The 21,564-nt window shown below is 63.9% G+C and carries 19 protein-coding genes and 2 pseudogenes; 8 read left to right on the top strand and 13 right to left on the bottom strand.

The window, feature by feature from the left end:
- Positions 1-167: 167 nt before the first annotated feature.
- The 8 genes from QAZ22_RS26435 to QAZ22_RS26400 form a co-directional block, all read right to left on the bottom strand.
- The gene (locus QAZ22_RS26435) at positions 168-1,658 is read right to left on the bottom strand and encodes a replicative DNA helicase (RefSeq protein WP_278203668.1); all 1,491 of its coding nucleotides are present in this window, start codon (positions 1,656-1,658) and stop codon (positions 168-170) included.
- Positions 1,659-2,252: 594 nt separating this feature from the next.
- Positions 2,253-3,218: a small ribosomal subunit Rsm22 family protein gene (locus QAZ22_RS26430; RefSeq protein ID WP_278203666.1), complete on the bottom strand. Its 966-nt coding sequence runs from the start codon at positions 3,216-3,218 to the stop codon at positions 2,253-2,255.
- A gap of 69 nt (positions 3,219-3,287) precedes the next feature.
- Positions 3,288-3,608 carry a YnfA family protein gene (locus QAZ22_RS26425; RefSeq protein WP_278203665.1) on the bottom strand — a complete coding sequence of 107 codons (321 nt, stop codon included), beginning with the start codon at positions 3,606-3,608 and terminating at the stop codon, positions 3,288-3,290.
- Between the two features lie 67 nt (positions 3,609-3,675).
- On the bottom strand, positions 3,676-4,962 hold the full coding sequence (locus QAZ22_RS26420; RefSeq protein WP_278203663.1) for a cyclopropane-fatty-acyl-phospholipid synthase family protein: 1,287 nt from the start codon (positions 4,960-4,962) through the stop codon (positions 3,676-3,678).
- A 280-nt stretch (positions 4,963-5,242) separates the two neighbouring features.
- On the bottom strand, positions 5,243-5,827 hold the full coding sequence (gene rplI / locus QAZ22_RS26415) for a 50S ribosomal protein L9 (RefSeq protein WP_278076438.1): 585 nt from the start codon (positions 5,825-5,827) through the stop codon (positions 5,243-5,245).
- Between the two features lie 214 nt (positions 5,828-6,041).
- On the bottom strand, positions 6,042-6,290 hold the full coding sequence (gene rpsR, locus QAZ22_RS26410; RefSeq protein ID WP_006203718.1) for a 30S ribosomal protein S18: 249 nt from the start codon (positions 6,288-6,290) through the stop codon (positions 6,042-6,044).
- A complete protein-coding gene (gene rpsF, locus QAZ22_RS26405; protein ID WP_278203661.1) occupies positions 6,290-6,772 on the bottom strand; it encodes a 30S ribosomal protein S6 in 483 nt (160 codons plus the stop codon). The genes rpsR and rpsF overlap by 1 nt, the downstream gene beginning before the upstream one ends.
- A gap of 325 nt (positions 6,773-7,097) precedes the next feature.
- The gene (locus QAZ22_RS26400) at positions 7,098-9,026 is read right to left on the bottom strand and encodes an LTA synthase family protein (protein WP_278203659.1); all 1,929 of its coding nucleotides are present in this window, start codon (positions 9,024-9,026) and stop codon (positions 7,098-7,100) included.
- Positions 9,027-9,323: 297 nt separating this feature from the next.
- Here QAZ22_RS26400 and fabD point away from each other — a divergent pair, with 297 nt between their 5' ends.
- Positions 9,324-10,265, top strand: coding sequence for an ACP S-malonyltransferase (gene fabD, locus QAZ22_RS26395; RefSeq protein ID WP_278203658.1), 942 nt, complete (start codon positions 9,324-9,326; stop codon positions 10,263-10,265).
- Between the two features lie 302 nt (positions 10,266-10,567).
- Complete coding sequence (gene fabG, locus QAZ22_RS26390) at positions 10,568-11,305, top strand: 3-oxoacyl-[acyl-carrier-protein] reductase (protein ID WP_278203657.1); 738 nt, start codon at positions 10,568-10,570, stop codon at positions 11,303-11,305.
- Between the two features lie 48 nt (positions 11,306-11,353).
- Here fabG and QAZ22_RS26385 read toward each other — a convergent pair whose 3' ends face one another.
- Genes QAZ22_RS26385 through QAZ22_RS26370 form a run of 4 tightly spaced genes read right to left on the bottom strand, consistent with a single transcriptional unit; the run spans position 11,354 to position 15,930 of the window.
- Positions 11,354-12,298 (bottom strand): spore coat protein U domain-containing protein, encoded by a 945-nt coding sequence (locus QAZ22_RS26385; RefSeq protein WP_278203656.1) that lies wholly within the window; start codon positions 12,296-12,298, stop codon positions 11,354-11,356.
- 10 nt (positions 12,299-12,308) lie between these two features.
- Positions 12,309-14,723 carry a fimbria/pilus outer membrane usher protein gene (locus QAZ22_RS26380; RefSeq protein WP_278203655.1) on the bottom strand — a complete coding sequence of 805 codons (2,415 nt, stop codon included), beginning with the start codon at positions 14,721-14,723 and terminating at the stop codon, positions 12,309-12,311.
- On the bottom strand, positions 14,695-15,411 hold the full coding sequence (locus QAZ22_RS26375; RefSeq protein WP_278203654.1) for a molecular chaperone: 717 nt from the start codon (positions 15,409-15,411) through the stop codon (positions 14,695-14,697). Before QAZ22_RS26375 ends, QAZ22_RS26380 begins: the two co-directional genes overlap by 29 nt.
- A 21-nt stretch (positions 15,412-15,432) precedes the next feature.
- On the bottom strand, positions 15,433-15,930 hold the full coding sequence (locus tag QAZ22_RS26370) for a spore coat U domain-containing protein (RefSeq protein ID WP_278203653.1): 498 nt from the start codon (positions 15,928-15,930) through the stop codon (positions 15,433-15,435).
- A gap of 226 nt (positions 15,931-16,156) precedes the next feature.
- On the opposite strand from QAZ22_RS26370, the pseudogene QAZ22_RS26365 reads away from it, so the two are divergent.
- The 6 genes and pseudogenes from QAZ22_RS26365 to gmk all read left to right on the top strand — a co-directional run.
- A pseudogene (locus QAZ22_RS26365) lies at positions 16,157-16,351 on the top strand (SDR family oxidoreductase); the annotation flags it as partial.
- A gap of 248 nt (positions 16,352-16,599) precedes the next feature.
- Positions 16,600-16,836, top strand: coding sequence for an acyl carrier protein (locus tag QAZ22_RS26360; protein ID WP_006203723.1), 237 nt, complete (start codon positions 16,600-16,602; stop codon positions 16,834-16,836).
- 34 nt (positions 16,837-16,870) lie between these two features.
- The gene (gene fabF / locus QAZ22_RS26355; RefSeq protein ID WP_278203638.1) at positions 16,871-18,133 is read left to right on the top strand and encodes a beta-ketoacyl-ACP synthase II; all 1,263 of its coding nucleotides are present in this window, start codon (positions 16,871-16,873) and stop codon (positions 18,131-18,133) included.
- Positions 18,134-18,299: 166 nt separating this feature from the next.
- Positions 18,300-19,532, top strand: a complete 1,233-nt coding sequence (gene mltG, locus QAZ22_RS26350; protein WP_278203637.1) for an endolytic transglycosylase MltG — start codon at positions 18,300-18,302, stop codon at positions 19,530-19,532.
- A 155-nt stretch (positions 19,533-19,687) separates the two neighbouring features.
- Positions 19,688-20,578: a YicC/YloC family endoribonuclease gene (locus tag QAZ22_RS26345; protein WP_278203635.1), complete on the top strand. Its 891-nt coding sequence runs from the start codon at positions 19,688-19,690 to the stop codon at positions 20,576-20,578.
- Between the two features lie 5 nt (positions 20,579-20,583).
- Positions 20,584-21,258, top strand: coding sequence for a guanylate kinase (gene gmk / locus QAZ22_RS26340; protein WP_278207947.1), 675 nt, complete (start codon positions 20,584-20,586; stop codon positions 21,256-21,258).
- A 31-nt stretch (positions 21,259-21,289) separates the two neighbouring features.
- Here gmk and QAZ22_RS26335 read toward each other — a convergent pair.
- Positions 21,290-21,427: pseudogene (locus QAZ22_RS26335) on the bottom strand (type II toxin-antitoxin system RelB/DinJ family antitoxin); the annotation flags it as partial.
- Between the last annotated feature and the right edge of the window lie 137 nt (positions 21,428-21,564).

The following is a 21,564-nucleotide window of genomic DNA, read 5'->3' as shown; positions in this document are numbered from 1 at the left end:
GGAGATCGGATTGCGCGACGGCTTTTGCCAATTTTCAGCGCTGCAGAAAAGAATGCCGGCGCGAGCGAGAGCCAATCTCCCCCCAAGTGGGGGAGATGTCCGGCAGGACAGAGGGGGGCGCCGTAGAGCGCGATCATCCGCCATTTGCGGTGCGGTCACGAACACGCCTACTCAAACCTTTCCGGCAGATGATGCTCCTCGGCCAGATCGGAAAACCGAGTGAACTCGCCGTGGAATGCGAGGCTGACCGAGCCGGTCGGTCCGTGGCGCTGCTTGGCCACGATGACCTCGGCCTTGCCGCGCGCCTCGTTCATCTCGTTTTCCCACTTGATGTATTCGTCGGTGCCGAGCTTCGGCTCGCGGTTCTTGAGGTAGTATTCCTCGCGATAGACGAACAGCACCACGTCGGCGTCCTGCTCGATCGAGCCCGATTCGCGCAGGTCCGAGAGCTGCGGCCGCTTGTCGTCGCGGCTTTCGACCTGACGCGACAGCTGCGACAGCGCGATGATCGGCACGCCGAGCTCCTTGGCCAAAGCCTTCAAGCCCGTGGTGATCTCGGTGATTTCCTGCACGCGGTTCTGCGAGGCGCGGGCGCTCGAGCCCTGCATCAGCTGGATATAGTCGATGACGATGAGGTCGAGGCCGCGCTGGCGCTTCAGCCGCCGCGCGCGGGCGGAGAGCTGGGCGATCGAGATGCCGCCGGTCTGGTCGATGAACAGCGGGATCTTCTGCATCGTCTGCGAGCAGGCGACCAGCTTCTCGAAGTCCATCTCGGTGATCTCGCCGCGGCGGATCTTCGATGACGAGATTTCGGTCTGCTCGGAGATGATGCGGGTGGCGAGCTGTTCCGACGACATTTCCAGCGAGAAGAAGCCGACGACACCACCGTTGGCCGCCTTGAACGTGCCGTCGGCCTGCTGGGCTGGTTGATAAGCCTCGGCGATGTTGAAGGCGATGTTCGTGGCCAAGGAGGTCTTGCCCATGCCGGGGCGCCCCGCGAGCACGATCAGGTCGGAAGGCTGCAGGCCGCCCATGCGGCGGTCGAGGTCGCGCAGCCCCGTGGCGATGCCCGACAAGTGGCCGTCGCGCATATAGGCGGCGTTGGCCATGTCGACGGCGGTCTTGACCGCATCGTTGAAGCTTTCGAAGCCGCCGTCGTAGCGGCCGGTCTCTGCCAGCTCGAACAGGCGCCGCTCGGCGTCCTCGATCTGGTCGGAGGGCGACATGTCGACCGGCGCGTCATAGGCGATGTTGACCATGTCCTCGCCGACGGTGATCAGCGCGCGGCGCGTGGCGAGATCGTAGATGGCGCGGCCGTAATCGGTGGCGTTGACGACGGTGACGGCCTCGACGGCCAGCCGCACGACATATTGCGCCACCGTCATGTCGCCGACCTTCTCTTCCGCCGGCAGGAAGGTCTTCAGCGTGATCGGCGTCGCGATCTTGCCCATGCGGATCAGCTCGGCCGCGACCTCGAAGATGCGGCGGTGCAGCGGCTCATAGAAATGCGCCGGCTTGAGGAAATCCGAAACCCGGTAAAAAGCGTCGTTGTTGACGAGGATGGCGCCGAGCAGCGCCTGCTCGGCCTCGATGTTGTTCGGTGCCTCGCGATAGAGCGGCTGCTCCGCGACGCCTATTTTGCGCGCTGCTTCTGCCATGATGTCCCCGATTCCGATCCCGCTTCCTCGATATCAGAACGGGAAGATTCGGTGCTGACCTTTCTGCAACACTCTTCGGCTCAACCAGCTTGATGCCCAATGTTCACAGGATCGGCAAACCATCCACAGGACAGTATTCCGGTGGCCCGATTCCATTTGACTCGGCAAGGGACGATTCTTACGGGCAGGCATGGAACGAAGCAAGAACAATTTCGACGGCTGATTGCCGATGGGGACGCTCAGGGCCGACCCGTTCATGCCCGCTTGGGCAGAGCGGCACGGGCGTTGGGGATGAGCCGAAACGTCGGAGCTTCGTCATCCACGGGCGGAGCAAGGAGCGAAGCGACGCGCGCAGACCCGAGGATCCATTCCGTTAACTATGAGCGTTGCAGCGGTCCAGAACGGCCCTGTTCTGCGCCGCCTTCATTCTTTGCGCTACGTCACGGAATGGATCCTCAGGTCTGCGCGTCCGCTTCGCTCCCGCTCCGCCCGTGGATGACGAAGTTCGGGCGCTTCGCGCTAATGGCCAAAGTAGCGATTCTATCAAGGCATCGACGCCGTTACCTCTCACGATGTCGCCGGCCTTACGTGCCCTCAGCCCAGCCTATCGCCCCAGTCCGCCCGCCGCGCCGCTTTGAACACATCGCCGTCGCGTTTGCTGAACAGCTGCTCGCCGGCGCTGCCGTCGGCCTGGCAGAGTTTGAGCACGACCTTGCCGGACCCGATCTTCGGCGGCGCGATCACCCGCGCCGCGCGCGTCGGCGCCGGCTGCCGCGAGGCGGCGAGGTAGATGAACTTCTCGTCCTCCCACGGCACGTCGGCCTCCTTGGTCAGCCGATGCAGGCGCGAGCGGGCGACGCGGCGCGCAAAATGGCACCAGTCGGGCGGTACGAGCGGGCAGGGCGCCTCGTGCGGGCAAGGCGCCGAGACATGCGCGCCGGCTGCGATGAGCTGCGTCCGCACGGCGAGGATGCGCTGCCAGCCGGCCGGCGTGCCTGGCTCGACGATCAGCAGCGTGTCGGAGGTCAATCGCCAGAGCCGGTCGACGAGCTTCGGCAGCGAGGCCGGCGCGATCTCGTCCAGGAGATAGGCCGCGCTGACGAGGTCGGCGGGCTCGAAACCGTCGAGATCGATGGTGGCGTCGCCAGCGACCCAGTTCGCGCGGACAGCAATCGTGCCAGCCGCGAGCGATTGCCCGATCTTGCGCACCGCGGCGCTCGCCTCGACCAGAACGGCCCGTTCGAGCTCAGGCCAGGCGTCGGCGGTGGCCCAAAGCATCGTGCCAGGCCCGGCGCCGACATCAAGCAGGCTTTTCGGCTGGAAATCGGGGCGGGCATCGGTCAGCGCGGCGAGGCTGGCGCGGACGGCGGCGTAGGTGGCGGGCAGCCTGGTCGCCAGATAGGCCTTCACCGCCATGTCTTCGCCCATGTGCAGGCGGCCGTCGCGCAGCTCGGCGCGATAGCGTTCCGAAAGCGTTCTTGCGGCCTGTTTCAGCGCCGGCAGCGGCACCTTCTCGAGCAGGCTGTCGACGCCTTGCCGGAGTGGAGCGGGCAGTTCCATCTCAGGCTCCCTTAGAATCAAAGAGATAGAGCATGATGTCGTCCGAAAACCGCTTCACACTTTTCGGCATCATGCTCTGGGCGCGAGCAGGATGACCGAGGCGCCGACGATGCAAAGTGCTGCGCCGCCAAGGTCCCAGCGGTCGGGCCTCACGCCTTCGACCAGCCAGAGCCAGGCAAGCGAGGCGGCGATGTAGATGCCGCCATAGGCTGCATAGGCGCGCCCGGCGGCGTTCGTGTCGACCAGCGCCAAAAGGAAGCCGAACAGCGCGAGCGATACCAAACCCGGCGCCAGCCAGAGCGGCGATTTTTCCAGCCGCCACCAGGCCCAGAACGAAAAGCAGCCGCCGATCTCGGCAAGCGCCGCTGCGATGTAGATCAGATAGGTCATGAAAAAGGCCTCGCGAACGAGACCTTTTTCGTGGCGTCATGCCGCGATGGCAAGCGGCAATGCGCGGCTACTCGACCTTCTTGCGGCGGGTCGGCTTCCTGGCGGCGGCAGGCGCCGGCTCCTGGTGGCCCATGTCGCGCAGCTCCAGCGCCTTCTCGCATTTGGCCATGTAGTCGCGCGTCATCGGCAGCGTGTCGTTCTTCTTGGCGAGTTGGATCTGGAAGATGACCAGATCCTGCCAGCGGAAGGCGGCTTCCGAGGCGGCGAGGTAGAACTCCCACATGCGGCAGAAGCGCTCGTCGTAGATCGCCTTGGCCTTGTCGCGGTTGGCGGCAAAGCGCATGCCCCAGTGCTTCAGCGTCTCGGCATAGTGCAGCCTGAGCATCTCGACGTCGGTGACCACCAAACCCGACTTCTCGATTGCCGGCATCACCTCGGAAAGTGCCGGGATGTAGCCGCCCGGGAAGATGTATTTGCGGATGAAGGCGCTGGTCGCCCACGGCACGCCGGAACGGCCGATGGTGTGGAGCAGCATCACGCCGTCGGGCTTCAAGAGCGTCGCCGACTTGTCGAAGAAGGTGCGGTAATGGTTGACGCCGACATGTTCGAACATGCCGACCGAGACGATGCGGTCGAAACGTTCGTTGAGCGCGCGATAGTCCTTGAGGTCGAAATGCACCCGGTCCTGCAGCCCCAGCGCATGCGCGCGGTCGGTGGCGACGCCATGCTGCTCGGTGGACAGCGTCACACCCTGCACGTCGACGTCGAAAGTCTTGGCGAGATAAAGTCCGAGACCGCCCCAGCCCGAGCCGATGTCGAGCACCGTCTGGCCGGGCTTAAGCCTCAGCTTGGCGGCGATGTGGCGCTTCTTGGCGACCTGCGCTTCGTCCAGCGTCACGTCGGGCTGTTCGAAATAGGCGCAGGAATATTGCATGTCCTCGTCGAGGAAGAGCTTGTAGAGCTCGCCGGAAAGGTCGTAGTGGCGCTGCACGTTGCGGCGCGAGCGCGAGGCGGTGTTGATCTGCTGCAGGCGACGGAACGCGTGGCGCAGACCCTCGATCGCCTTCGACCACGTGGCGTCGATGCCGCCGCTGCCCATGTTCTGGAAAGCGATGCGCATCATGCCCAGCACCCCACCCTCGAGGATGTCGAGCTCGCCGTCCATATAGGCCTCGGGTACGGCCAGCATCGGATCGAAGCTGATGGCGCGCTCGGCATGCGTGGTCTTGATGTGCATGTGCACGGGTTCGCCGCTGCCATCGCCGAAAGTGACTGTCGAGCCCTTCGGCCCGGTGACCTTGAGATTGCCCGTGCGCACCAGGCGGTCGAGAATGCGCTTCAGTAGAATATTCATGACCAAATGTCCCTCAGGGTCAGGCCGACTTCCGCGCATGGCCCGAAAACGGCGTCGGTTTCGGGAAGGGCCTGAGCGAAGGTCACAGGTACTACGGCGTCATTGCTGCGTCCAAAGGACGCGCGACGCTGTAGTCTGCCTCAAGATATGGGGGTTCGAAAAGTTCCATTTGGCATAAAAATGCCCGGGTCGCATGCCCGGGCATTAGTCCAGAATTCTGGAGGCCTGCGAGCCGGAGCGACGCTCCGGCCCTGTCGGCTCGTAGGTCGGGTCCTATCGATCAGGCGTTGTCTTCACCGCCTTCGAACTCGGCGTTCGGGTCGAAGAAGTTCTCCGGCCGGGCGTTGTCGTTGATGTCCTCGCCATAGATGGCTTCGGCCGTCGTCAGCGTCTCGCCCTTGGCCTGGCGCTCCGCCTCTTCGGCCGAGCGGGCGACGTTGAGCGTCACGGTGACCTCGACTTCCGGGTGCAGCGCGATCGCCACATTGGAGAGGCCGATGGTCTTGATCGGCTGGTTGAGCTCGATCTGGTTGCGGCTGACGGAGAAGCCCTCGGCGGTCAAGAGTTCGGCGATGTCGCGGGTCGACACCGAGCCGTAGAGCTGGCCGGTCTCGCCGGCCGAGCGCACGACGATGAAGCTCTTGCCGTCGAGCTTCTCGGCGACCTGGCTGGCCTCCGACTTGCGCTCGAGGTTGCGGGCTTCGAGCTGGGCGCGCTGGCCCTCGAACTTCTTCTTGTTGGCTTCGTTGGCGCGCAGCGCCTTGCCCTGCGGCAGCAGGAAGTTGCGGGCGAATCCGTCTCTGACCTTGACGGTGTCGCCCATCTGGCCGAGGCGGGAAATGCGCTCGAGGAGAATGACTTCCATGGTTTCGTTCCTTCGGTTTGGCGTCATCCGGGATGACGTCGGATTCTTGTGGAACAGGTCAGGAAGCAAAGGGCGTCGTCGCCGGTGTCGCTGTCCTGCCTGTCAGGCAGTTAGAGGTTATGGCCTCAACTCGGGATTTTGAACCTACCCTCTGCGGCGCCCGTCGCCGTGGGGTCGATGCGGGCGGCAAGCCGCCCGCATCAATACTTCCAGCTTAGCGAACCACGTAGGGCAGCAGGCCGAGGAAGCGGGCGCGCTTGATCGCCTTGGCGAGCTCGCGCTGCTTCTTCTGGCTGACGGCGGTGATGCGCGACGGCACGATCTTGCCGCGCTCGGAAATGTAGCGCTGCAGCAGGCGCACGTCCTTGTAGTCGATCTTCGGGGCGTTGGCGCCGGAGAACGGGCAGGTCTTGCGGCGGCGATGGAACGGGCGCCGGGTCGGGATCTGGTTGATGTCGACCATTATTCTGCACCTCCTTCAACGGCTTCGCGCGGACGGCGCGGACCGCGCTCGCCATCGAAGCTGCGCGGGCCGCGATCGCCGCGATCACGGTCGCCGAAGCCGCGCGACGGACGGTCGCCACGGTCGCGGTCGCCGAAGCCGCCGCGCTCGGAGCGCTCTTCGCGCTTCTGCATCATCGCCGAGGGACCTTCCTCATGCGCCTCGACCTTGATGGTGAGGAAGCGCAGCACGTCTTCCGACAGGCCCATCTGCCGCTCCATTTCGTTGAGCGCGGCCGGCGGGCAGGTGATGTCCATCAGCGTGTAGTAAGCCTTCCGGTTCTTCTTGACCCGGTAGGTGAGGGACTTCAGCCCCCAGTTCTCGATCCGGCCGACCGATCCGCCATTGGCGGTGATGACGCCCTTGTACTGTTCGACAAGCGCATCGACCTGCTGCTGCGACAGGTCCTGCCGGGCAAGAAACACATGTTCGTAAAGAGCCATTATGTTTTACTGCCTTTCTTCGTTTCTCTCACCGGCCCTCGCGGCTAAGCCTCTGCAACTTGTCTGACCCGTCTTCGAAGAGCGGGGAAGAAAGGAGCATCGCGAGACGGTCGAGAGCGGAGACACGGGAGGCCAAAAGCGCTTATGGCTTCATGACGTGGCCTTTGAAAAGCCACGGCCCTCCGTTCAGCCCCCAGCAAGGACCGGCAGATTGCCGGCGTCTATACAGCAATTCGCCAGGAAGGCAAGCGCGGCAGACAGGATCGGCGATTCCACGAATGCCGCAGGGTCGGAAATCTCCGGCGTTCGCGGATTGGTGACCGGCTCAGCTCATATGCGCGATGAGCGGGACCACGGTCTCCGGGAAGAAGTCGGGCGCGGTATGGCGCTTGCCGAACATCATGTCGTACTGGATCAGCCGGAAATCGTTGATCGCCGGATCGACCTTCTTCTGCCTCGCCCAGTCGGGCGTCGCTTCGCCGGAGGGCGACAGCAGAAGGTTGCGGTCGACGACCCGGTAGCGCTCGCGCAGCGCGCCGAGGAAGCCGGTGTAGTAGGGATGGGTGATCCCGGCCGTGGTGAGGATATGGTAAGGCAGGAAGGCCGGGCTCACCGCGCCCAGGTTTTCGATCGGACCGGAGCGGTTCGACCAAATGATCAGCGGCGTGTCGTGATGGTCGAGCGCGGCCTCGGGCGTCGGCTCCTTGCGCGGCGCGACATTGTCCTTGAGGAAGCCTGTCTCGACATAGACGGGGCCGAGCGGCGGCAGATGGTCGCCGAAGAAGGCGATGATGGTCGGCCGCTCGCGCTTCTTCGCCCAGTCGATCAGGCGCTGCAGGCCGCGATCGGCATCGGCCGAGCCTTCTGCGTAGGAAAGCAGCGATTCCCGCGCCCAGCTGCTGATCGGCGCGTCGACCGCATGGGTCGGATTGTAATAGCGGTACGGCTCATAGGGCCCGTGGTTCTGCAGGCTGACCGCGAACAGGAACACCGGGTCCTCGCTGGTGTCGGCCTCGCGGATGATCTCGTCGGTCATCGCCGCGTCGGAAGCCAGCGGTCCGCGTTTTTCCATCGGCGGCAGCGTCTCCTCCGAGCGGAAGTCGCTGAAGCCGAAATCGGCATAGACGGCGCCCCGGTTCCAGAACCAGTTGGTGCCTGGATGGATGGCGCGCGCCCGGTAGCCCTCGCTTCGCAGGAAGGTCGCCAGCGACGGCGTCGGCGTGCGCACATATTGCTGGTAGGGGATCGAGCCCGCCGGCAGGAAGGCGTTGGAGAAGCCGGTCAGCGCTTCGAACTCGATATTGGCGGTCATGCCGCCGAATTCCGGCGAGAACATCGAGCCGGAGCGCAGCGCGCGCACGGTCGGGATCGGATCGGGCTTGATGCGGACGCCGGGAAGCTCGGTCGCATCCCAGAAGGATTCGCTCATCACCACGATGATGTCGGGCTTCTCGTCCGGCACCGTGGCGGCGACGCCGGGGCGCGCGATCGCGTCCATCGTCTTCTCGGAATAGCCGGGCGGCGCCGAGACATGCGCCATCGGAACGTTCATCGCGAAGGCGAGCGCAAAACCGTTCGAGGCATAATTCTCCTTCTGGTCCCACATGATCGGGATGATCTGCAGCCTGTCGCGCGTCCACGAGAAGGTGGCGTAATCCATGATCGAGACGAAGAAGGCGAGCAGCGGCACGGCCAGCGTCAGCCGCGCCAGCCGTCCCTTTCGGCTAAGGATCGGCACGCGCCGGCGCCAGTGCCGCCAGCCATAGACGAGCAGCGCCAGGCTGCCGATGATCGCCACGCCGAGCAGCGCGGCCGTCCAGGGGCGCTCGCGCACCAGGAGCGGCATCAGCGCCATGATCTGGCGGGCATAGAGGAAATCGGTCGGATAGAGCGGGTCGCCGAGATAATGCGATTTCTGATGGCCGACGAAGGCCAGCGCCAGCGTCAGCGGCGCGACGATCATCAGGCTCTGATGGCTGCGGCCGAGTACGGCATCGAGCCCTACCAGCACCAGCGCGAAGACGACGATGGTGGTCCATCCCGGCTTGAAGGGCTGCAGGAAGAAGCCTACCGTGCCGAAGAAGTCGCCGCGCACGATCCATTCGATGGCGAACACCAGGAGCGCGGAGGCAAGCAGCGTCGCGAGACCGTAGCGGACGATCGGCCATCTCCGCCCCGGCAGGTAGCCGGTGGACGGATCGTCTTCCAAGAATTGCGGCACGGGCTTGGCCGCGCCTTTTCTGATCCTTGCCACGTCGCTTCCCCCGGCCCTTGCCGCGCTTCTTGCGTTCGCGCTTCGCGTCTTCCACACGCGTCACGCTTCTGTCATCGAAATGTCACGCAAAGCTAGCGCCTGTGGCGGAAATAAGAAGAGCCAGCAAACGATTCGTGAGCGGTTTTCATCAGGTGTGATCGCCAAAAAGCCTTTCGGAACAGGGACTCGGGCCGGGTTTTTGGGCTGAAATGGGCTCCGGGCGGGCAGCCCCGGGCTTGACTTGGCCGTCCGCCTTGCGTCAGAGGCAGGGAAAAACCAGTCGCTGGAGACTTGAAAATGGCCGTCGCATTCACCTTTCCGGGACAGGGCAGCCAGGCCGTCGGCATGGGCAAGGACCTCGCCGATGCCTTCCCCGAGGCGCGCCGGGTGTTCGAGGAAGTCGACGAGGCGCTTGGCGAAAACCTGTCGAAGCTGATCTGGGAAGGGCCTGAAGAGACGCTGACGCTGACGGCCAACGCCCAGCCGGCGCTGATGGCGGTGTCGCTTGCGGCGGTGAGGGCGCTGGAGTCGCGCGGCTTTTCGCTGAAGGACAAGGTGGCCTACGTCGCCGGCCATTCGCTCGGCGAATATTCCGCACTTGCCGCGGCAGGTTTCGTCTCGGTCGCCGATGCCGCGCGGCTGCTGCGCATCCGCGGCAACGCCATGCAGGCGGCGGTGCCGGCGGGCGAGGGCGCCATGGCCGCCATCATCGGGCTGGAACAGGCCGATGTCGAAGCCGCCTGCGCCGAAGCGGCGCAGGGCTCCGTCTGCCAGGTCGCCAACGACAATGGCGGCGGCCAGCTGGTGATTTCCGGCGCCAAGGCGGCCGTCGAGCTGGCGGCGAAGCTCTGCACCGAGAAAGGCGCCAAGCGGGCGCTGATGCTGCAGGTCTCCGCTCCCTTCCATTCGGCGCTGATGACGCCGGCCGCGGATATCATGCGCGAGGCGCTCGCCGGCGTGGCGAAGAGCGCGCCCGTGGTTCCGATTGTCTCCAACGTCACCGTCACGGCCACCAACGACCCGGACGAGATCGCCCGCCGCCTGGTCGAGCAGGTGGTCGCTCGCGTGCGCTGGCGCGAGACGGTGGAATGGTTCGGCCAGAACGGTGTTGCGACGCTCTACGAAGTCGGCGCCGGCAAGGTGCTGTCGGGCCTGGCGCGACGCATCAACCGCGACATCGCCACCGGCGCCATCGGCACGCCGGCGGAGGTCGAGACGGCGCTGGCGGCGTTGGGATGAGCCCCTGCTTTCGTCATTCTAGGGCGGAGCAAGGAGCGAAGCGACGCAGCGCAGACCCTAGAATCCATGCCGTGACTTGGAAGTGCCGCCGCGGTGCAGAATTCTGCTCCGTTGCATCCTTCGGCCAATGTCACGGCATGGATCCCTCGGGTCTACGCGTCCGCTTCGCTCCCGCTCCGCCCGTGGATGACGACGGGAAGGAGGCCTTCGCTAATGTCCGACGCTTGTCTAGCGTGACTTGGACGATATGACGTATACGGAACGCGACTGCTTGCAGCCGTCTGGAAAATGAGGTTGGAAAAATGTTCGAACTGACCGGCCGCAAGGCGCTCGTCACGGGCGCATCGGGAGGCATCGGCGAGGCGATTGCCAGGGTGCTGCACAGCCAGGGCGCCATCGTCGGCCTGCACGGCACCCGTGTGGAGAAGCTGGAGGCCTTGGCGAGCGAACTCGGCGAGCGCGTAAAACTCTTTCCGGCGGACCTGACGAACCGCGACGCGGTCAAGGCGCTCGGACAGAAGGCGGAGGCCGACCTCGAAGGCGTCGACATTCTGGTCAACAATGCAGGCATCACCAAGGACGGCCTGTTTGTGCGCATGTCGGACGCCGACTGGGATTCCGTGCTCGAGGTGAACCTCACCGCCGTGTTCCGGCTCACCCGCGAGCTCACCCACCCGATGATGCGCCGCCGCCATGGCCGCATCGTCAACATCACCTCCGTGGTCGGCGTCACCGGCAACCCGGGCCAGACCAATTACTGTGCCTCCAAGGCCGGTATGATCGGCTTTTCCAAGTCGCTGGCGCAGGAGATCGCCACCCGCAACATCACCGTCAACTGCGTCGCCCCGGGCTTCATCGAATCGGCCATGACCGGCAAGCTCAACGACAAGCAGAAAGAGACGATCATGGCGGCGATTCCGATAAGGCGCATGGGCACCAGCGCCGAGGTCGCCTCGGCCGTCGCCTACCTCGCTTCCAATGAGGCGGCTTACGTTACCGGCCAGACCATCCATGTGAATGGCGGCATGGCGATGATCTGAGGACGGTCAGCGACATTCGCCAGGCATACTGATCTCTCGTCCCGGACCTCAGTACGTGACGGTGACGACGACCGTGTCGGTATAGACGCCGGCCGACGGCGTTGCCTGTGGCGGCACGCGGCCATAGACGGTCAAGTTCTGCGCTACACCGCTTCCGGTTCCTGGCACCGTGCTGCCAGGCGTCGACGAGTCGCCCCATGGCAGTGTCCGGCCGGCATCCCTGTAGAGGCCGTAGGTTACCGTTTCCGCGCCCTTCGACATTTTGCGCGCCGTCGGAGGCGAACTGGTCGTGCCGCCGTTAAGAGATACGCTATAGGCCGCCGCCGGCGTGCAGGTGACCGAAATCTGGCCGGTCGCGTCGACATTGGCGTCGAGAACCCCCGTCGATCCGAAATCGATGTTCTGGGTCGACACGAGGCAATTGGGAGCGACCGTGGCACTCACCGTGAAGGATGGGCTTGGGGCCAGGATACCGAAACCCGAATCGCAATTGTTGCCGATGCTGTAGCGATAGCGAAATTCGGTATATGCGCCGGAAAAGGCCGAGAGATAGCTTCCGGGCGGCGTCGTTCCCTGACGGCCGAATACCGTGCCGTAGATGGTCGCCGTGCCGGACGCTGCGCCCAATATGTTCGGCGTCAATGCCAACGCCGGTGCGCGGGAAGCATATGCCCAAGTGTAAGTGCCCCAAACCACGCTGCGCGCCGAATCCGAATAGAGCTGATAGTTCAGACTGTTGGCTCCGTTCAGCATCTGACGGGCGGTGGCCGACGATGCGCCTCCCGTGCCGGCCCCGAGATTGGGGCAAATCAGGATTCGCTGTCCCACCAAGCCAAGGCAATCCATGCTGATCGTGGCGGTCGAGTTGGTCTGGCTGCCCGACAGCGTGTCTACCGAACTGAAGTTCATGTTGGAAACGCTGAAGCTGCAACTTTGCGCTCGGGCAAGCGAAGGAATTAGGGCAATGGCCAAGAGGATGATGGTGCGAAGCATTTTTCCGTTTTCAGCGACAGGCTACGTCCTTGATCGCCACTTGCTGGCCAGGCTCGGGCTTATAGGGGAAGTTGGCCCGGCATGAGGTGCCGTCCAGGAGGTCGATCACGACGGCGTTCTGGGCACTGAGGCCGCGGATGTAGGCCTGACCATCATAGCCAATGACGAATTCTTCCGAGCTACCTTCGACACGACCCTTCAGACCGGCCTCCAGCGGCGCGCCGCTGCTGCCGACCAGGGTGACCAGCGCCGCTGAAGGAACTTGCGCCACGCCGAACTTCACGACCACGCCGCTGCGATCGGCGGGCATCACGACTTCCTTGGTGGCCGGAACATCCGCGTCGGCTGGCAGGTTCTTGGGATCGATCGAGACTGTGTTCGGCTCATAGGAGTTGAGGCCGGGGACCAGAATACGCCCTTGTCGATCGGTCTTTCCAACCGGCCTGTTCTGGAATTGGACGTCGACATCCGGGGCGCCGACCTCGACGACGGCGAAAGCGTCATCGATGCGGTTCGTTGCGAACACCCCACTACCTGCCATGGCAATCGCGCCGTCCATTTGCGCGGTCGCCCTGACATCCTTGCCGTATTGTTGAACGCCGGCCTCGAAGCGGGCGAAGGGCGAGCGGAAGCTCGCCGCGGCCGAACGGTTAGGCGTGTCGCCTTCCGAGGTTCGTACCCGCCAGCCAATGCTGCCGTCTTCCAGCCGCTCTGACTTGGCGATGTCGGCTACCACATTCAGGCTGTCGGGTCCTTGCTCGACCCCCGTGGACGCCGTGATATCGTCGCCGAACGGGACGGATACTCCTGCGAACACACCGAAACTGCTGCGATCCTCGAGGTCGGTAAAGGCCGTGGCATAGAGGCTGCTTCGTTTGAATATCTGCTGGCTGTAGGAAAGGCCGACGATCTGGCTCTTTTGGCCTTCGGCGCTTTCGAGGTGAGTATAGGAGAAGTTGAGGCTGGAGAAGTCGACTGGCGTCGGAATGCTCAGGGTCATTTGGTCGATCGCCCGTGGCACGCCGGCGCTGAAGATCGGAATGTCGCCTGCATTGGAAAAAGAGGGCTCGGCTGTCACCGAGGCGATGTCCTCATAGTCGCCGAATGCCCGTTGGATTTGGCCGTGGATCGACCAGCCGTCGTAGCCCATCTCCAGCGATGCGTTCACAAGGGAGCCCGTGCGCCCGTCATGACTGCTGCCCGCAACCGCAATAGATGCCGCGCCGTAAGGGCCGAGGGGGAAGGCGGCACCAACTCCTGCATTGATCAGATCCTTGCCACCCTCGGCATGACCTTCGAGGGTCAGCCAATTCATGAGACCGTAGCGCGCGGTGGCAACACCAAACGCTTGGCCGTCATAATCGTCGGATTCGATGCCGAAATTGCGCCGAGGAAATCCAATCTCCGCCGAGAAATCGAGCAAGCCCTGGCCCAGCATGTCGCTGGACGTATAGAAGGGGAGCCTGGTCGTCGTCTCGCGACCGAGACTGTCCCTCAACACGACCTGCGCTTCGCCGGCACCTGCAAACACCGGCAGGTTGGTGACCTGGTAAGGGCCGGCCGGGATGTTGCCGGTGTAGGTGCGGACGTTCTGGGTATAGACTTCGAGCGTCGAGGGTACGGCCGCGGTCCCTCCAAAGGAGGGCAGCGGCAACGTGACAAGATCGGGTCTCAAGGCGAAGTTGCGCTCAGCCTGGATGCCGCCAAGGTAGACGGGTCGCGTCCAGGAAAGCCCACCGGAAATGAAGTCGCCCACCCGATAGGTTATCAACCGTTCCGGATCGGAATAACTCCATGTCGTGTTGAGCCGTGTAACGCCGCCGAATTCACCATCCGAGTAGCCGGCAATGAAATTTTGGCTGAGCGTGCCGAACGGGCCGAACAGCCGCGCGTCGAAGCCGCCGGAAACGACCTGGAACAAGTCGACATCTCTCTGGAACAATTGGTTGGAGCTCGCAAACAGCGAATAATTGAGCACTGCGCCATAGCCCGACTGCGGTTGAACCCGGTCTCCCTTCTTGTCTGCGCCGATGTCGACGATGCGTGCGGCACGCCCCTCGTTCGTGGTTGTGACGTAGAGGCGCTGGGTGGCTTCATCGATGCGAAAAGACACGCCGGGAAGCCGATCGAGTCTGATCAGGCCGTCGGCGCCCGCAGCGCTCTCCACCGGCTTCAGACCGACCTGTGTCAGCTCGTCCGGGGTTGCCGCCAGGCCATCGTCCGGGAACTGCGTGAAGGTGCCGATCAGTTCCGTCGAGACATCGTTGATGAACACCTCGAGATAGAGGTCGCGGCGTTCCGTTTGGACGGGGGCGGGATCGGCAATTTGCGGCTGCGAATCCTGCGCGTTCGCCGGCAGGATAGGAACAAAAATACCTGCAACGACTGCCGCGATCCTACTGCCCTTTGATTGCAACTTGGGCATTGAAGGGTCCAAAGTCGCTCTGCGCCTTCAGCGTGACAGAGCTCCCGGACAGCGATCTGCTGCTGCCGATCGGCCATTGCATGGTGGCGCCACCCAAAACGTAGCCGACCAAACCACTGCGACTGCCGAGCTTCCTGCCGCCCTGCATCAGATTGAGATTGGAAAGTCTGAGGCGGCTTTCACCATTGTTGCGCGCCGTCAGCACGAGGCTGCGGCCCGCCCGCGATAGGCTGAACGACATCTCAGGGGACTTTGCGCCCGGGTTGCGAAAGAAAACTGGCACGGAATAGCGAAGCACGAGAGTGACCGTGCCAGCCTTTCTGCGGGACGGATCGGGCAATTCGTCCACCAGCACCCGGTAACTCTCCTCGGAGCGTATGGGGACTTTGCCTGGACGCACGACACGAACCACATAGTCGGCATTTGGCCCGAGTTGCGTCGATGGCGGGCTGGCGACCACATCCGAAGTTGGCTCCAGCCGTTCTACACCGCGCACCTGGCTCCATTTGAAAACGCGAAGCTGCACGTTGATCGGCTGCTTGGCGTCGTTATGCAAATTGAGCACGGCGGCGCTGTCGGGGGCGATCAGTTCCAGACTGGTCGGAGCTACTCTAAGAGAGGCCGCTTGTGAAACGCTCGCACACAGCAAGAAGAATGCGGCGGCGCCGATGCGTGACACGGGTCGCATGTCGTCCCTCCGTCGGAATGGTCAGTAGGTTACTGTGATCGCAACCGTGTCCGTATAGACGCCTGCGGCTGGTGTCGCCTGCGGCGGCACCCGCCCATAGACCGTCAGGTTCTGGACGTTGCCGTTACCTGTTCCGGCCAACGTGTCCGTACCGATCGTCATGCCCCAGGGCTGTGTGCGACCAGTGTCACGGTAAAGCGTGTAGTTGACCGTCGCGGCACCCGGCCCGGTCATTTTGCGAACCGCAACGGTCGCGCCGGCGCCGGCTCCGGCGCTCAGACCGACATTGTATGTCTGGCCGGAGGTGCATTGCACGCCGATGGTGCTGGTTTGATCCACGTTGGCGTCGATGACCCCTTTCGAGCCGAAATCCAAGTCGTTAGCGGTCTGGACCTTGCATTCGGCCGTGATGGTAATGCGGACCGTCAGGTTGCCTGTTGCAACCGCCGCGATGGCTGGGCCAGTGAACATTGACTGGGCTAGGATAGTGGCCGAAGCAGCCAGGGATAGGATGCGCATCCGGTACTCCCGTCGTGGGGCTTCCTCTTTGTGAGAAAGCATGACAGCCAGTACCCGCCCAGTGTGTTTCCCTATGCCACAATAGATCCCTCGATTCAATCAAGCCGTGTGACGACCGATGCTTCCGGGATTGATTTGTCGTCTGTTCTTTATTTGTTCGTTATGTATATATAACATAAGTACATTAGAAAATATTAATTCGATGCTGGCTAGCTCCAAAAGCTTTCCGGGCTTCATCGAATCGGCCATGACCGGCAAGCTCAACGACAAGCAGAAAGAGACGATCATGGCGGCGATCCCGACGAGGCGCATGGGCACCAGCGCCGAGGTCGCCTCGGCCGTCGCCTACCTCGCTTCCAATGAGGCGGCTTACGTTACCGGCCAGACCATCCATGTGAATGGCGGCATGGCGATGATCTAGGGCGTGTTGGGATTCAGGTCAGGCCGAGCTGAATCTCGATACGCCCCGACCGATCAAGGTCCGGCGGGCTGTGAAAACAGCCATTTCGGCTTGGACGCCCGCCTTTTTTCGTGTAATGCGGCCGGCAACCCGGCGGTTCGGGCAAAAACCGGTCCTGCGGCTTGCGTTTCCCGCAGGACCATCTTTCAGCTTGATTAGCGGCATTCCGCCCGCTAACGAAGACAAGACAACATAAGACGAGGCCCCAAATGAGTGACACCGCAGAGCGCGTCAAGAAGATCGTCATCGAGCATCTCGGCGTCGATGCCGACAAAGTGACGGAGCAGGCGAGCTTCATCGACGATCTGGGCGCGGACAGCCTCGATACGGTCGAACTCGTCATGGCGTTCGAAGAAGAGTTCGGCGTCGAGATTCCGGACGACGCGGCCGAGACCATCCTCACCGTCGGCGACGCCGTGAAGTATATCGACAAGGCCTCGGCCTGAGGCTTTCCGCGGGAATTACCGGGGAGGACCTGCGATGAGGCGAGTCGTCGTCACGGGCCTTGGCCTGCTTTCACCGTTCGGCATGGGCTTCGAGCATAGCTGGAAGGAATTGCTTTCCGGCCGCAGCGCCGCCCGCCGCGTCACCGAATTCGAGGTGGACGATCTTGCCTGCAAGATCGCCCACATCGTTCCGCGCGGTGACGGCTCCAACGGCACCTTCAATCCCGAGGCCGTGCTCGAGCCGAAGGAACTGCGCAAGGTTGGCGATTTCATCCTCTACGGCATCGCGGCCGCCGACGAGGCGCTGGCCGATTCAGGCTGGAAGCCCGAGACGCATGAGGATCAGTGCGCCACCGGCGTGCTGATCGGTTCCGGCATCGGCGGCATCGACGGCATCGCCGAGAACGCGATGATCCTGAAGGAGCGCGGCCCGCGCCGCATCAGCCCCTTCTTCATTCCTGGACAGATCATCAACCTGGTCTCAGGCCAGGTCTCCATCCGGCACGGACTGAAAGGCCCGAACCATGCGGTCGTCACCGCCTGCTCGACCGGCGCGCATGCTATCGGCGATGCCGCCCGGCTGATCATTTGGGGCGATGCCGACGTCATGGTGGCCGGTGGCGCCGAGGCGCCGGTTACCAGGCTCTCCATGGCAGGCTTCGCCGCGTGCCGCGCGCTCTCCACCGAACGCAACGACACGCCTGAGACCGCTTCGCGTCCCTATGACCGCGACCGCGACGGCTTTGTCATGGGCGAGGGCGCCGGCGTCGTCGTCCTGGAAGAGCTGGAGCACGCCAAGGCGCGCGGCGCCAAGATCTATGCCGAGGTCACCGGCTACGGACTGACCGGCGACGCCTATCACATCACCGCTCCGGCCGAGGACGGCGACGGCGCGTTTCGCTGCATGACGGCGGCGCTGAACCGGGCGAAGCTCTCGGCCGCCGACGTCGACTACATCAACGCGCACGGCACCTCGACCATGGCCGACACGATCGAGCTTGGCGCCGTCGAGCGGCTGGTCGGCAATGCGGCTTCCAAGATTTCGATGTCGTCGACCAAGTCGTCGATCGGCCATCTTTTGGGCGCCGCGGGCGCCGCGGAAGCGATCTTCTCGATCCTCGCCATCCGCGACAACATTGCCCCCGCCACCATCAATCTCGACAATCCGGAACGCGAGACGGCGATCGATCTCGTGCCGAACAAGCCGCGCCAGCGCCAGATCGATGTGGCGTTGTCGAACTCCTTCGGCTTCGGCGGCACCAACGCCTCGCTCGTCTTCCAGCGTTACAATGGCTGAGCATTCAGCCAGGGCAATTCCAGGAACAGTGCGAAGCGGTTATCCGTCCTGGAATGCTCGGAAGCAGATAGCTAGCCGGCAGGTCCGCCACCTGCCGTCATTTTTGCCAAATTTGTCCCTACGCTTCGGCTAGGGGATTCGTTGCAAGATCAGACGGTAGGGCGCCATGAATACAAATCCGGGCGGCGGCGGGGAATTCGGACAGCGTCAGACGCAAGGCCCGATCGTGCCCAAGACAGCCGCCGAGGCGCTGCGCCCCGAGGCCGGCACGCCGCCGCCGTCGAAACGCTCGCGCGCGTCGCGCAGCCAGGTCGTCGTGTTCCTGAATTTCTTCCTCTCGGTGGTCATCCTGGTCGTTCTCGCCGCCGGCGCGGCGCTCTATTTCGGCATGCAGGCTTTCGTCGAGCCAGGTCCGTCGGCCAATGGCGATACCTTCATGGTCAAGCCGAACACCGGCGTGCAGGAGATCGCCGACCAGCTGGAGCGTCGCGGCCTGGTCAGCGATGCGCGCATCTTCAGGCTGGGCGTGCGCGCCACCGGCAATGATGCCGCGCTGAAGGCCGGCGAATACGCCATCAAGCCGCGCGCCTCGATGCGCGAGATCATGGAACTGTTCAAGAGCGGCAAATCGGTGATGTATTCGCTGACCATTCCCGAGGGGCTGACGGTCCAGCAGGCGCTGCAGCGCGTGGCCGATCAGGAGGCGCTGACCGGCGACATGCCGACGACCCTGCCGCCAGAGGGCAGCATCGCCACCGACACGCTGCGTTTCACCCGCGGCGCCACCCGGCAGCAGATGATCGACAAGCTGGTCGCCGATCAGAAGAAGCTGGTCGAGGACGTCTGGGAGCACCGCGCGCCCGACCTGCCGGTCGCCGACATGGGAGACTTTGTCATCCTGGCCTCGATCGTCGAGAAGGAGACGGGCAGGAGCGACGAGCGTTCGCGCGTTGCCGCCGTCTTCCTCAACCGGCTGGCCAAGGGCATGCGGCTGCAGTCCGACCCGACCATCATCTACGGGCTGTTCGGGGGCAAGGGCAAACCGGCCGACCGGCCGATCTACCAGTCCGACATCGACAAGCAGACACCCTACAACACCTATCTGATCAAGGGCCTGCCGCCGACGCCGATCGCCAATCCGGGCCGCGCGGCGCTCGAGGCGGTGGCCAATCCGTCGAAGACGGACGACCTCTATTTCGTCGCCGACGGCAATGGCGGCCATGTCTTTGCCGCGACGCTGGAAGAGCACAACCAGAACGTCGCCCGCTACCGGGCGCTGCAGAAGAAGCAGGAGGACGCTGCCGCCAAGGTCTCCGGCCAGACGACGGCGCCGGCCGCTCCCGACGACAATGCCGACGGCGGCAATGCCGGCACCGATTCCGGCGAGAATGCCCAGTAGGCTGCCTGCCGCGCATCCGTCCCGTCTCCTTTGACGCCGGGCCGTATTCATGTTTTGAGGAAGAACATCCGGCGCCGGCCGAAGGTCAGCGTCTTGCAAGGGTGCGCATGTTCGGGCAATCGCTCCCGGATATGCGACAGGGGGTAATACGCGTTATGAACGTGCAGAGCATGACCGGTTTCGCGCGAACCGTTGCTGAATGCGACGGCACGTCGATCGCCTGGGAGGTCAAATCGGTCAACGGCAAGAGCGTCGAGGTCAGGCTGAGACTGCCGCAGGGCTTCGACCGGCTGGAACCCACTGTGCGGCAGACCGTGCAGAAGCGCTTCGCGCGCGGCAATTTCCAGGCGACGCTGACCGTCGGCCGTGCCGTCGCGCAGCTGGCGCAGCCGGTGGTCAACGAGGCTTTCCTGAAGGATCTGGCAGGGCTGGCCAAGCGCCTGCAGGAGCAGTTCGGCACCCAGCCCGCCACCGCCGACGGGCTGCTTGCGCTGCGCGGCGTGCTCGACATCCCGGAAGCCGTCGAGACCGAGGAGGAGCGTGCCGCCCTCGACGCCGCGATCCTGTCCGCGCTGGAGACGGCGCTCGCCGGACTGGAGCACGCAAGGCAGAGCGAGGGTGCCGCGCTGCGCACGCTGTTGTCGGGCCACATCGACACCATCGAGGCGCTGACGCTGAAGGCCGAGGCCGACCCGTCGCGCGAGCCGGCGGCGATCCGCGAGCGCATTGCCGAGCAGGTGCGTCTGCTAATGGATGCGTCGGCCAATCTCGACGCGGTCCGGCTGCATCAGGAGGCGGCCTTTCTCGCCACCAAGGCCGACATCCGCGAGGAGATCGACCGGCTGAAGACGCATGTCGCTTCCGCGCGTGTGCTGCTCGGCAGCGGCGGCGCCGTCGGCCGCAAGCTCGATTTTCTGGCGCAGGAATTCAATCGCGAATCGAATACCTTGTGCTCCAAGTCGAACGCCGCCGCGGTGACCGCGATCGGGCTGGAGCTCAAGGCGGTGGTCGACCAGTTTCGCGAACAGGTCCAGAATCTGGAGTGACGGAGATGGTTGCCAAGGAGCCGACGGCTGCCAGGGACATGGGAGCCCGCATCCGCCGCCGCGGGCTGATGCTGGTGCTGTCGTCGCCGTCGGGCGCCGGCAAGTCGACGATCGCGCGCAATCTTCTGGAAAGCGATTCGAGCCTGGAACTGTCAGTCTCCGTCACCACCAGGCCGCGCCGCGGCTCGGAGATCGAGGGCGTTCACTACCATTTCCGCACGATGCGCGAGTTCGAGCGGCTGCGCGATTCCGATGCGCTGCTGGAATGGGCCGAGGTGCACGGCAATTTCTACGCGACACCGCGCGAGCCGGCGGAGATGGCGCTGGCCGAAGGCCGCGACATGCTGTTCGACATCGACTGGCAGGGCGCCCAGCAGCTCAAGGAGAAGATGCGCGCCGACATCGTCTCGATCTTCATCCTGCCGCCTTCGATGAAGGAATTGAAGGCGCGCCTGAAGCGCCGCGCCGAGGACCAGGAGCAGGTCATCGAGACCAGGCTGAAGAACGCCCGCGTCGAGATCGAACACTGGAAGGAATACGACTTCGTCATCGTCAACGACGATCTCGACCGCGCCTTCGCCGAGGTCCGCGCCATCGTGACGGCGGAGCGGCTTCGCCGCGACAGGCGGCCGGGCCTGTTCGACTTCGTTTCCGGGCTGCTGGACGAGAAGACGGAGTGAGACAGGCTAAGTAGCCAGGCGATCTTCAGGATTAGGTTTCACCGTCCTTACGACGCGCTGCCGCGCGCAGCTCGGCAAAATGCAGCTCTACCTGATCATCAGGAATATCAGGCCGGGAGTCGTCCAGCGCCTCGCGCACCTTTCCGCTGAACCACACATCATACGCTTGTTCCATGATCAACGCCCTGCGTTCATCGCAGCTCAGACCGCGTGCACGACTTTCTCTCAGAATGGCGGCCATTCGATGTGACAACCTCAGACCATCAACGGCACTGATTTTTCGCCCCTATCGCTGGTCAGGATAAA

It is taken from the genome of Mesorhizobium sp. WSM4906 (assembly GCF_029674625.1).
Classification (GTDB): domain Bacteria; phylum Pseudomonadota; class Alphaproteobacteria; order Rhizobiales; family Rhizobiaceae; genus Mesorhizobium.
Note: the sequence above shows the minus strand (reverse complement) of the source record. Positions and strands in the feature narration are given on the sequence as shown.

Bases quoted from the DNA above. Each gene is read 5' to 3' on its own strand.
- QAZ22_RS26435 (WP_278203668.1), bottom strand. From the start codon at position 1,658: ATGGCAGAAGCAGCGCGCAAAATAGGCGTCGCGGAGCAGCCGCTCTAT.
- QAZ22_RS26430 (WP_278203666.1), bottom strand. From the start codon at position 3,218: ATGGAACTGCCCGCTCCACTCCGGCAAGGCGTCGACAGCCTGCTCGAG.
- QAZ22_RS26425 (WP_278203665.1), bottom strand. From the start codon at position 3,608: ATGACCTATCTGATCTACATCGCAGCGGCGCTTGCCGAGATCGGCGGC.
- QAZ22_RS26420 (WP_278203663.1), bottom strand. From the start codon at position 4,962: ATGAATATTCTACTGAAGCGCATTCTCGACCGCCTGGTGCGCACGGGC.
- rplI (WP_278076438.1), bottom strand. From the start codon at position 5,827: ATGGAAGTCATTCTCCTCGAGCGCATTTCCCGCCTCGGCCAGATGGGC.
- rpsR (WP_006203718.1), bottom strand. From the start codon at position 6,290: ATGGTCGACATCAACCAGATCCCGACCCGGCGCCCGTTCCATCGCCGC.
- rpsF (WP_278203661.1), bottom strand. From the start codon at position 6,772: ATGGCTCTTTACGAACATGTGTTTCTTGCCCGGCAGGACCTGTCGCAG.
- fabD (WP_278203658.1), top strand. From the start codon at position 9,324: ATGGCCGTCGCATTCACCTTTCCGGGACAGGGCAGCCAGGCCGTCGGC.
- fabG (WP_278203657.1), top strand. From the start codon at position 10,568: ATGTTCGAACTGACCGGCCGCAAGGCGCTCGTCACGGGCGCATCGGGA.
- QAZ22_RS26385 (WP_278203656.1), bottom strand. From the start codon at position 12,298: ATGCTTCGCACCATCATCCTCTTGGCCATTGCCCTAATTCCTTCGCTT.
- QAZ22_RS26380 (WP_278203655.1), bottom strand. From the start codon at position 14,723: ATGCCCAAGTTGCAATCAAAGGGCAGTAGGATCGCGGCAGTCGTTGCA.
- QAZ22_RS26375 (WP_278203654.1), bottom strand. From the start codon at position 15,411: ATGCGACCCGTGTCACGCATCGGCGCCGCCGCATTCTTCTTGCTGTGT.
- QAZ22_RS26370 (WP_278203653.1), bottom strand. From the start codon at position 15,930: ATGCGCATCCTATCCCTGGCTGCTTCGGCCACTATCCTAGCCCAGTCA.
- QAZ22_RS26360 (WP_006203723.1), top strand. From the start codon at position 16,600: ATGAGTGACACCGCAGAGCGCGTCAAGAAGATCGTCATCGAGCATCTC.
- fabF (WP_278203638.1), top strand. From the start codon at position 16,871: ATGAGGCGAGTCGTCGTCACGGGCCTTGGCCTGCTTTCACCGTTCGGC.
- mltG (WP_278203637.1), top strand. From the start codon at position 18,300: ATGAATACAAATCCGGGCGGCGGCGGGGAATTCGGACAGCGTCAGACG.
- QAZ22_RS26345 (WP_278203635.1), top strand. From the start codon at position 19,688: ATGAACGTGCAGAGCATGACCGGTTTCGCGCGAACCGTTGCTGAATGC.
- gmk (WP_278207947.1), top strand. From the start codon at position 20,584: ATGGTTGCCAAGGAGCCGACGGCTGCCAGGGACATGGGAGCCCGCATC.